7 protein-coding genes and 1 pseudogene are annotated in these 10,367 nt (G+C 57.7%); 3 read left to right on the plus strand and 5 right to left on the minus strand.

The window, feature by feature from the left end; genetic code table 11:
- Positions 1-202 precede the first annotated feature (202 nt).
- Both IB243_RS17235 and IB243_RS17240 read left to right on the plus strand, forming a co-directional pair.
- Positions 203-2,377, plus strand: a complete 2,175-nt coding sequence (locus IB243_RS17235) for a C1 family peptidase (protein WP_192428450.1) — start codon at positions 203-205, stop codon at positions 2,375-2,377.
- Between the two features lie 114 nt (positions 2,378-2,491).
- A complete protein-coding gene (locus tag IB243_RS17240; RefSeq protein ID WP_192428451.1) occupies positions 2,492-2,956 on the plus strand; it encodes a hypothetical protein in 465 nt (154 codons plus the stop codon).
- Between the two features lie 267 nt (positions 2,957-3,223).
- On the opposite strand, the gene IB243_RS17245 is transcribed toward IB243_RS17240, so the two are convergent.
- Entirely contained in the window at positions 3,224-3,751 is a 528-nt protein-coding gene (locus IB243_RS17245; protein WP_192428452.1) for a hypothetical protein, read from the minus strand.
- A gap of 160 nt (positions 3,752-3,911) precedes the next feature.
- On the opposite strand from IB243_RS17245, the pseudogene IB243_RS17250 reads away from it, so the two are divergent.
- Positions 3,912-4,228, plus strand: a pseudogene (locus tag IB243_RS17250) (IS110 family transposase); the annotation flags it as partial.
- Positions 4,229-4,914: 686 nt separating this feature from the next.
- Here the strand turns inward: IB243_RS17250 and IB243_RS17255 are convergent.
- The 4 genes from IB243_RS17255 to IB243_RS17270 form a co-directional block, all read right to left on the minus strand.
- Positions 4,915-6,567, minus strand: coding sequence for a hypothetical protein (locus IB243_RS17255; RefSeq protein WP_192428453.1), 1,653 nt, complete (start codon positions 6,565-6,567; stop codon positions 4,915-4,917).
- Between the two features lie 298 nt (positions 6,568-6,865).
- Positions 6,866-8,395, minus strand: coding sequence for a RimK family protein (locus IB243_RS17260; protein ID WP_192428482.1), 1,530 nt, complete (start codon positions 8,393-8,395; stop codon positions 6,866-6,868).
- Position 8,396: 1 nt separating this feature from the next.
- The gene (locus tag IB243_RS17265) at positions 8,397-9,509 is read right to left on the minus strand and encodes a GNAT family N-acetyltransferase/peptidase C39 family protein (protein ID WP_192428454.1); all 1,113 of its coding nucleotides are present in this window, start codon (positions 9,507-9,509) and stop codon (positions 8,397-8,399) included.
- 200 nt (positions 9,510-9,709) lie between these two features.
- Positions 9,710-10,045, minus strand: a complete 336-nt coding sequence (locus IB243_RS17270; RefSeq protein ID WP_192428455.1) for a hypothetical protein — start codon at positions 10,043-10,045, stop codon at positions 9,710-9,712.
- Positions 10,046-10,367: the final 322 nt, after the last annotated feature.

The following is a 10,367-nucleotide window of genomic DNA, read 5'->3' on the forward strand; positions in this document are numbered from 1 at the left end:
GGCCCATAGCACTCAGGTACTTGCTCAGGTTTGAGCGGCGGACAAACAGCCCGCTTCGCCGATTCGCGTGCGCTTCGCCGCGCTCGCTTTTCGATAGGTACATCACACATGCCTAGCCGACATGCCACTGGGCCTGCCATTTTTGGCTTGCTCTCGTCGATACCTAGATGCTAGAACCACGAAAACTCTGTGGGGAGGTTTTATGGCGAAGGACAAATACAAGATCTCGGTAGGGGGCACAACGTATGCGCTGGACGCCCGGCCAGACAGGCTGGACCTCAGAGATCGTGCTTACCAGCCACCAACCCTGTCGCTGCCAAGCCAGTGGCCGCTCGAGAAAGATGTCGAGCGATTGTTTCCAGCCTACTCCAACGCTGGACTCATCCTTGATCAAGGACAGGAAGGCGCTTGCACTGGCTTCGGCCTCGCTGCGGTGGTCAATTACCTGCAGTGGACACGAAGTTACGATGAAGGCGGCAAAGGGGCGTTTAAGAGCGTCAGCCCTTACATGCTGTATGACCTAGCCCGCTTCTATGATGAATGGCCTGGGCAGGATTACGATGGCTCAAGCTGCCGTGGAGCGATGAAGGGGTGGCACAAGCATGGTGTTTGCGAGCAAAGCTTGTGGGCGCAGACGATCTACCCCGTATCCGTGATAGACAACACATCTCGCGGAGCCAGCCGGGCTCTGCGAAAGCACTCGAAGAAGGCAGGACTGGGCTTTCAAGACTACATACCAGACCAGCGCTGGCCTCAAGACGCTGCACAGAGACCCGTGGGGGTGTACTACCGCATCGACAAGAACTCGGTAACCGACCTGCAGGCCGCTATCTATGATGTGGGCGCCATTTATGTGTCGTGCTCCGTACATGGAGGATGGAGTCGTGTGAAGCAGGTCAAGAGCAAGACCGTTACCCACAAGCGCTTGCCGAGGATTCCCTTTGACCCGCAGGAGGATCCCGATGGGGGCCATGCGTTTGCTCTGGTTGGCTTCAACGAACACGGATTTGTCGTTCAGAACTCATGGGGCAAATCATGGGGACACAACGGCTTTGCTGTTCTTGCCTACGACGACTGGATGACCAACGGCACCGATGCGTGGGTCTGTGCATTGGGCGTGCCACAGAGTCTGACATCAAGGGTGCTCCCCTGTGGCAATGCCGCGCGCACCGTCAATAATGCTTCGCTTCTCAGCGGAGACCGGCTCCTGAAGGCAAAGCCCAGAAACCCAAAGGCAAAGCCCTGGTCATCTGCCGATGCTCTGGAGCACAGTATCGTCGCGGGCAACGATGGCGAGGTGGTCATTTCCCGGCCCGATCATGCAGAGCCTAGGATCAGCGTAGCGCACGCAGTTGGGCTTTTCCACGAATGGGCCAAGCACTGGACGAAAAGCAACCCTGGACAGATGCCAAAGCTGGTGATCTATGCCCACGGTGGCCTCAACAGCGAGGTCTCTGCCCTTGAGCGCGCCAGAATCCTGGGACCGTACTTCAAGGAAAACGGGGTCTATCCACTCTTCTACATCTGGAAGACAGGCTTTCTCGAGGTACTTGGTCAGGCCGCAACTGATCAGCTCCCTCTTGATCCGTCACAGATCTACGCAGCCGGTGTTGTTGCTGAGGCTCGTGATCGGCTGCTGGAAGCGGCGGCGCACGGCCCATTCCAATTCATGTGGCGGCAGATGAAACAGAACGCGCAGGCCGCCATGGACAGCCGGCGCGCCTTGGGACTTTTACGGAGCAGCCTGGCCGAACTCGGAGAAAAGTTGTCCTTTGAGACCCACTACGTTGCCCATTCCGCAGGTTCGTTTGTTGCAGGGCATATGCTGGCTCTGGGCCAGCAAGCCAGCAGCCTGAGTTTGTTCGCACCTGCGTGCTCTTTGGAATTTGCGTTGAGTCACTTCAAGCCCTCCGCACCCGCCGGGCGGACGGCCTTGCGCTTGCTGTCTGCAAGGGCTGAGGTTAAGGACTACACGGGGCTCAAGCCCCCGTTAGCTTATGGCAAGTCCTTGTTGTGGCTGGTAAGTCGCGGCTTCGAGGAGAAGCGAAAAACGCCGCTGGCTGGATTCGCGCACTGTCTGGACCCCAAGGCCAAGGAGCAGGATGACCTGTGGTGCGAAGACTTCTATCCCCAAGTGAAGGAATGGCGTAGTTGGGTCAAATCTCTGCAGTCATTACCGTTCGGGCGATCACCTTTGAAAGAGGCTTCAGGTCATCGTGTTGCCGTCTCGGGTACAGACGTGGATGATGCCAAGACCATTGCCGGTACGCATGGCGGATTTGACAACGATATCGACGTGATTGAAGAAACGTTGTCCTTGATAACTGGCGTAGATGTGGTGAACCTCCCTGTGAGAGTCGAAGATTTGGACTATTGAATGCTGAGAAACGCACCCCGAAGTTCCATAGATCCTGAAGGCACCCTACCAAACATCTGACTCTTTCAAAATCATATTCTTTGAAGGCATAGGCAAAAACCAAAGGAGAATTTGATGTCTGAATCGTCAAATCGTACTAGCGATGTATCGCTTAAAGAAGCGTTCGATATCTACCAAAAACAAAGCGATAGCTTGCACAAGCTATGGGCGTACTTTCAGGTTGTCTCTATTGCGGTCTTGGGCTATACAGTAGGAAGCGAAAAGGCACATTGGTCCGTGTGGACCTATGTACTGATATCGATGAGCTATGTATTTTTTGCACTCTCTAGCCACTATGTGGTGGCCTTATCGCAAAAAGAGTTAAATCGATTCGCAAAAGCCGTACAAGAGGCGGCAGGTAAGGCGGGGCCAATAGGCCAGCAACTCTCTGTCAAAGCAGTGAAGGTCCGGCGGGTTCGCTTATTTCATTTATTTTCTATGCTGGTAGTTGTTTTTGCAATTTGGGGAGCTTGGTTTGACAAAAGCCATGGGGAAAGAAACAGTCCCGCAGTTGTTCAGTCAAAGACCAATTGCGACTGAGAAAATCTGATTGTGGATATTGCGGCGCTCGGCACTGAGGCACTATAGAGCGGCCCACTCCTTGAGCAACAGGTTGAAGTAGCTCCGCGTCATTTGGCCGCACTGGGTTGTTGATTTCCCCGCAGAAGTGACCCCGAGGAGGGGATGCGGACAAAAAATTGGACTACCAGGAGGTAGTTCATGTATTCCCACGTGGCTCGAATCCGAGCTGATGAGCTCTATATCAAGCTGGGCAAGCGCGTCGGACCCAAATCAGCACCTCGCGTTCTAGTTGATTTGCACGAGCTTCTCCAGAGTTTCTCGTGCCTGGAGTAGTAATTTTTCACGTTGTTGCTTCTGCTTCTCAGCTTCATCGCGAATGTGGAGTCGACTAATATAAGTGAAGAGGCCGCCAATGAGCAGACAGCAGAAGAACAGTAGAGTGCGTAGCGAAGTGAGATCCTGCGGGCCGTTGGTAAAGTAGGGTTTCAACCACTCAAGCAGTTGTTCGACTTTACCTAGCCCGAAGCCGGTCACGAGCGCTGCAACTAGTTTCACAGCATCCCCAAATCTCTTTTTTTCGGATTCACTGTCTGGCGTGAGATACAGCCCCAGGATCCAACCTAAAGTGCCCCCAAAGATGCAGATGAGGATCTGCAAATAGTGGGCATTTCCCTCTGTCGCCGCGGCATAGAGGCAATACCCGATCGATACGAGTCCGAAAACGTAACTTGCGCCAATTTTGAAAGCGTCGGCACCGCTCTGGAACGGGCCGAGATCGATCTGCTTTGCAGGCGCTGCCGGTGTGGTTTCCATACGATCCCCCTGGGAGAGTGGTTCTTGTTACGCCTAACGAATGAAAAGGACTTCCACGTCCCGAATGAACCGCACAACTGCGGAGTACGGCATCCAGGTGCCACGATGGGAAATTCGATCTCTCATCAACTCACTCGTTTATCGGAAGGGGAAGTCCATGATTGCCATTGTCACCATCGGAATCAATCTGGCAAGAATGTCTTTGCTATGCACGGCGTTGGTGCCACAGGCAAGCCGGTACTTTTGCGTCCCAGTGTGCCGCGTGCCAAGCTGCTCGAACTCATCGCCGCGCTGCCACAATGTCTCATTGGCATGGAAGCGGGCTCTGGCGTCCACCACTGGGCTCGCGAATTCCAGAGGTTCGGCCACACCGTGCGCCTGATGGCGCCCAAGTTCGTCGTCCCCTACCGCCTCTCATGCAAACGCGGCAAGAACGATGCGGCTGATGCCGCTGCCATCTGCGAAGCCGTCACCCGCCAGATCTCACCCTCCTGCGTGACCGCATACTCCTCCGCCTCCAGCGGCAGCACAGTCTCCGTCGGGAACACAGCTGTGCGCCCGCCTGTTTTTCTGCTGGGCCGTTTCGCCTGGGTTCCGGTCATGCTCAGCGCTCAAGTTTCGCTAACGCTCGAGCATCTTTACGCCCTCGTCCCGGGTCTGGCTCTTATAGCTCAGAAGAATAGCGAATGTCTGCTTCTGGCGGCAGCGGCCTCCCACAAGCATGGCCTGAAGGTCTGCAATCGCTGCAGAACCGACGTCTGCCGTGGCAGCTTCAGGCTGGTTGCCGTCGTACGCCGCGCTTTCGCGAATGGGTACCATAGGCTGAGAACCGAAGTTCAACAATGGCCGCTTCACGGCACTTCAGCTTCCCCAGCTAACCAACCGTGCACTTGTCAGCCGGTATTTGCTGTGAGAGGTCAAACTGCGTCGAGGTGCTCCACCATGCTTGGGTCGTTACCGACCTAGAGCCAATCAAATCGACCTTTTTGCTGGCCCGCGTTAGCGCTGGCTTGGACTTTGGCGCTACTGTTCACCGCGCACAGAGAGATCGGCCCCTAGATTTCTGGGTGGAATTCTCGCCGTAGCCACCTTGCTGGGACTGGGGTGATGTTGGTTTCGCAGCGGAATGAACATCATCTTGGTATGGGCATTGTTCGTATTCCTCAATCCCCCGTGCGCCGCCATACGAGCCCTAGCGCCTTTAACTTCTGCCAGCCACTTGCGCGCTCATCCGAGAGCACATCCAAAAAGTCTGACAAGCGTTTGGACTTGACCATGGTGTAGATGGTCAGCGAGGTGGTCAACACAAAAACGAGCGCGAAGATCCCCAGCTTGCGGCCCAGGGGGGCGTCGGCCTCGGCCAGCAGGTTCATGCCCAGGAAGCCCGTGGTCACAGTGCCGATCAGGCCGAAGATGGTCACCACCGTCAGCCGCACGACGGTATTGGCCTGGCGGCGCAGGCTGTCGGCGTCCAGGTACTGGTTCATTTCGCCAATGCGCTCCTTGACCTCCGTGTACAGCGGGTCCAGCCCGAGGTGGTTAGCGCACATGCGGAACAGGGCGCGCACCTGGGCTTGCTCGGACACCTCGTGAAACCAGTACCGGTGCGTGAAGCGCAGAAAACCGGCAAAGCTGTCGCGGATGGTGCGCTTGAAGCGGCGCACGCTGGCGGCGTCGGCAATGTCCAGGTCTTTCAGGGCCTCGGCCAGCCGGTCCGAGAACATGAGCAGCGCCGCTTTCTGGAAATGCGCAATCAGGAACAGCAAAAAATGCTGGTGCCGGAACTGCGCCAGCACTCCCCGGTCGCGGCAGACATAAAAGGAGCTGTTGGCATCGCCCAGCACCAGCAGTGAATGGCCGCTGCACAGATAGCGCGTGTTGGGGGCGGCACCGCTGTGGCTCCAGAAGCGGTCGTAGCAAAACCGCTTTTCGAAGTCGGCCAGGTGATCTTCGCCATAAGGCAGGCTGGTGTCGTCGCTGGAGGGGGCCGCCCCGGTCACCAGGCCCAGGCGGATGAAGTCACTGCGGCTGAGCGCGCGAGGGTTGTCCAGCGCCAAAAACGCCAGTTGCGGCATGCGGTAGTACTCGATCTGGCGGTAGCGCAAGGGGCCGCTGCGCTCGGAATGGTCACTCACCAGAGGCTCCAGCAGCCAGGCCCAGTGGGCCGCGATGCGCGGGGCGCGGTGGCTGCTGACATGGGCCATGAAAAGGTCGCGCTGGTTGGCATCAGACTGGGCCAGCACCTGCCCGGCTGCGTCCAGCCACTCTGCGCTGAATAGGCAGTGCTGGGCATGGCCATTGGCATCCCAGCTGGCAGGGTAGCCACGGCCAAAGCGGTACAGCAGCTCCTGCGTCTGGTCCAGCGTCAGGTCGCGGGCGCTGACCTCGACATTGAGCAGCACCAGGTCCAGATCGAGGAAAAAGTAAAGGTCCACATGGACGATGTTCAGCGTGATCGGTGCCCCACCGGGGCGCAACACCGCGCGCACAGCGCTGACATCGCTGCGCCGGAACACCCGCATCGGCGAGCCCGTGGCGCTACTGCCTTTCTGGCTGCGCCCTTCGCCGTACAGGAATCGCTGCACATAGGGCAAAAAAGTCACGAACTCGTTGTAGTGGCGTTCGTGAAAACGGCCGCTGTCGCCCGTGAATTCATCCACCACCTCGCGCCACGGGGAGGCCTCGCCCATGTCCGCCAGCAACTGCCAGGGCTTGGCGTGCCGACCTTCGGAACCCCGCACCGGCATCAGGCGCAGTGGCCACAACAAGACCTGGCGATACTCCCGCACGCAGGCGGGATGGGACTCAGCGGACATGGGCGGGCCTTTCGTCTGGATCACGTTTATGTGTAAAGCGCTTGCGGGGCGAGCCCCGTACGCTGAATGACAGGTCATTCAGCCGTCATTGCGTGGTACCCGGGGCCATTTCATTCGGCACAGCAAGCGAATCAATCCCGGATTTCGTCGTAATGTACCGATTGGGGGTGATCTCGGTTTTGCAGCGAAACCGAGGTCACCCCTAGCAACTCAACAGTTCAACAAGCAAGTTGACGGAGTAACGTGACGCACGGGCCAATCAATCGGCCGTGCACACCGGGCGATGCGCCGGACAATGCTATCCGGCCGCCAATGCGAGAAAAGGAGCGCCTTGCGTGATCGGCCGTAAGGTACTTGAGTTGAATCGAAGTTCTACCTGCTTCAGAAAGTGCGAAAGCAGCATCACGTAGAGCGCGTCGCCCAATGCTGCGTCTTCCACACCAACGTCAAGGTTGGGGTTGTCGTTGATCTCGATGACAAAGACACCGGAGGGAGTGGACTTCAGATCCACGCCGTAAAAGCTGTTGCCCACCAAGCGCGTCGAGCTGACAGCGGCATGCAGCACCTCGGGTGGTACCTCATTAAGAGGCACTGCCTGTACTCGACCCTCAGTGTACTTTCCATTGTCGGCGTGCTGCAGTATCTGCCAGTGGCCGTCGCACATGAAGTACTTTGCCGCAAAAACTGGTTGGCCGGCAAGCACGCCGATGCGCCAGTCGAAGTCCGTGTACATGTACTCCTGCAAGAGAATGATTTCAGATTCCTTGAGCATGTCCTTTGCGATGTCCTGAAGGTGCTCAAAGCTGTCTGCTTTCTTGACGTTTCGGCTGAACGCGCCGTCTGGCACCTTTACGACCAAGGGATATGTCAGCCGGTTGTGCATATCGGCGATGGTGCGTCGACTGGCCATTTGGGTCATGGGTGTCGCTATGGAGTTCTCGCGAAGGATTTCGGCAAGGAAGGCCTTGTTGGTGCAACGCAGGATGGACACCGGGTCGTCAATGACCGGCATGCCTTCGGCAACGGCCTTCTTCGCAAACTGGAACGTGTGGTGCGTTACGGCTGTGGTCTCACGGATGAAGAGCGCGTCGAACTGAGTCAGCCGCGAGAAGTCCTTCTTCTCGATTAGCTCGACAGCGATGCCCATGCCCAGCCCAATGTCAACCAGCTTTTTAAGCGTCTTGAGGTTAGAGGGAGGAAGCGGGTCGGTTGGGTCGTGCAGGACGGCCAGATCCATTCTGGGCAAGGGCATGGTGATCATAGGGCGCCAGCTGCGCCGTGTGTAGTGGCGCAGCGCCTGCACGAACACTTCATCACGCGCAGTGTCCACATCACGAAGGTCCAAAGCCTGCATGTCGCCGATCTGCCAGCTAAGGGACTGCTCCTGCCTCTCCAGTGTGATCTCCATCAGTGGACAGCGGAACAGCTCAAAACTCTTGCGCGCAAGCGCGGCCAAGGCAGGATCCTCTATAACGCCGAAGAACACATGTAGGGTCAGGGTGTTCACCGACCGTGGAATTTCCTTCAACGGTCCAATCAACCTGTTGAGCTGCGCAAGCGCGGCTGGCTGCATGCGTTTACGTTGGAGACTGAGTATCGTGTCCACGCTCGGGGTCACGCGATCGCCTCGGGCCTCCGCGAGCAGGGAGCAGTAGTACCCCATGCTCAGGTAACCATAGGTACGGCAAAGGTTCGTGACTTTGCGTAGCTGGCCACGGGCGCCAGGCTCCTCTGCAACGAACTGGTCTGCGGTGATGACCTTGAGTTCCGAATCTTCCCATCGGAAGTCGGCAAGCTTTTCTACAACGATAACGTGTTCTGAGGACAATTTATTTCTTTCCAGAGATGACGACCGCCGCCGTGCGCTTTCGGCGCCCATATCTGGCAATCTTCTTGAATTCACCTAGGCTAATGGACATACCGCCATCCGACTCACTGGAGCGTGCCATAGGGTCGAGGATGCGGAAAACGGCTCCATCGAAGCCAACAATCACCACCCAATGGGGCGTTTTCTCGCGGTGGAGTCGCCATAGGCTGATGAGCACGATAGGCAGACGCCCCGCGCGCAAGTGATCAATCAGGCTTTCGGGCGACACAGGCTGCGCGTAGATGGAAACTTCATGTTCCACCAGCTCGGACCGGAAGTCGTTTTCCACCAACTGGATGACGTCCTTCTTGTGCTGGTCGCGCACGCTGTCCCTGAACAGGGAAGCGCCTGCAGCCGCATACACCGACACGTCAAAGCCGCGCTTCAGTGCAGAACGCGCCAACCCGAACGGCCCGCACCCTCCATGGCCGGCGGCCATGAAGACGGTTGTAGCCTCCCGCCACAGACGGATTTCTGCGGCCTGGTTCACGGGGGTGGACGGGTCCATTGCAGACATCGCCATCAGCAATGCGCACGGGCCGCAGGTGAAATCGAGCGTTTGGGCATAGTGGCGCACAAGGTGTGCTGCGCCTCCTTGTGTCAATGAACCGTCGAACAGATCTCGCTGAAAGCACAAGGCGTCTTCGCCATCTTCATAGTAGGCGGCCTTGCGCCCTGACTGCGAAAACCCATAACGCTCGAAGAGGCGGTGCGCAGCGGCATTGTCCAGTCGGCTTTCGAGCCGCAGAACCGCACAGCCTGCTCGCCGCGCATCGCTCAGCGCCGCAGCCAACAATTTCGCCGCGACGCCCGATCCGCGCGCCGCAGGTGCAACGGCGATGGAGTACAGGCGGGCCACCGACGAGCCTTTGCGGCGCAACACCACGCAGGCACCGTCCAACGCATCCCTGGACCTGTTGACCAATACACGGGCAGATGGACTGGTCAGCATCCGCTGCCAGCTGCGCAGGGAAATTCGATCACTCTCGAACGTCGAACGCTCAAGACTGTCCAGTTTTGCCAAGTCTTCAATGCTGGCCAATTCGACCTCACTGCCCTGGATCGCTCGCTTCATCGGAAGCTCCGGCGGGACTTTCGCCCCCTGCGGTCCGACAACTTCAAAGCCAGCCATCCCGTTGCAATCGGAACCACCAGCACAAGAAGGGCGAAAAGTATGTGCAGCCAGTCATCCATGGCACAGCGTCCCAAGACCGCTCTGCAGGCAGGCATGGGTGCCGGCCCCAATAGCCGGCTCGCTGCCGCGACAGCAGGGTTTCAATGGCACCGACGCACCTCGTTCATAGCGATCTTGGCAATGCAGCCAAATTGGGCGGTGGGCAATGCGGCCATCAGGCAGCGCATCGTCTGCTCGACATCCCCCAGATGGAGATGCAGGGTGACCGTCGCCAGTTGGCGAACTGGATCCAGGGCCAGGCCGTAGCCGCGCAGTTGCGAGCCAAGCACAGCGTGTAGCGTGGTTCGCAAGCTTTGCGCATTGGCGCACGACGTGACAAGCGGTAGCTCCACCAATGGATTGGGATCGGTGCCCACATCGGGACAAGGGAGCGCCGCGATTCGGTGCAGGCTGATACCCGGGCATTTCTGCAGCATGTTTATCGCCAGGCTGAGCCCTGCTTGTATGGCTCGACTGGCAGGTTTTGAACATGCACCCAGTCTAGGAAGTTTGGTGTAAATCCTTCGTAAAAACTGATGGCCTTGCCGTTAAATCACCGTCAATTTCTGTGTCCCGGCGATCAGGCAGCGCCTCAAAAAATGCGTGGACGCAACTGCCCGAGGCAGCCATGGTTGTTGGCGCCGACCGGAAACTGAGCCAGTTTTGTAGGTAGTGCCGAAGTAAAAGTGAGCCAGGTGTTCAACCTACCCTGCTGTTTATTTAAGCAGCGGGGTTCGAGGAGTGATCACCATGGACATG

This window comes from Acidovorax sp. ACV01, from assembly GCF_014851495.1.
GTDB lineage: Bacteria > Pseudomonadota > Gammaproteobacteria > Burkholderiales > Burkholderiaceae_C > Acidovorax > Acidovorax radicis.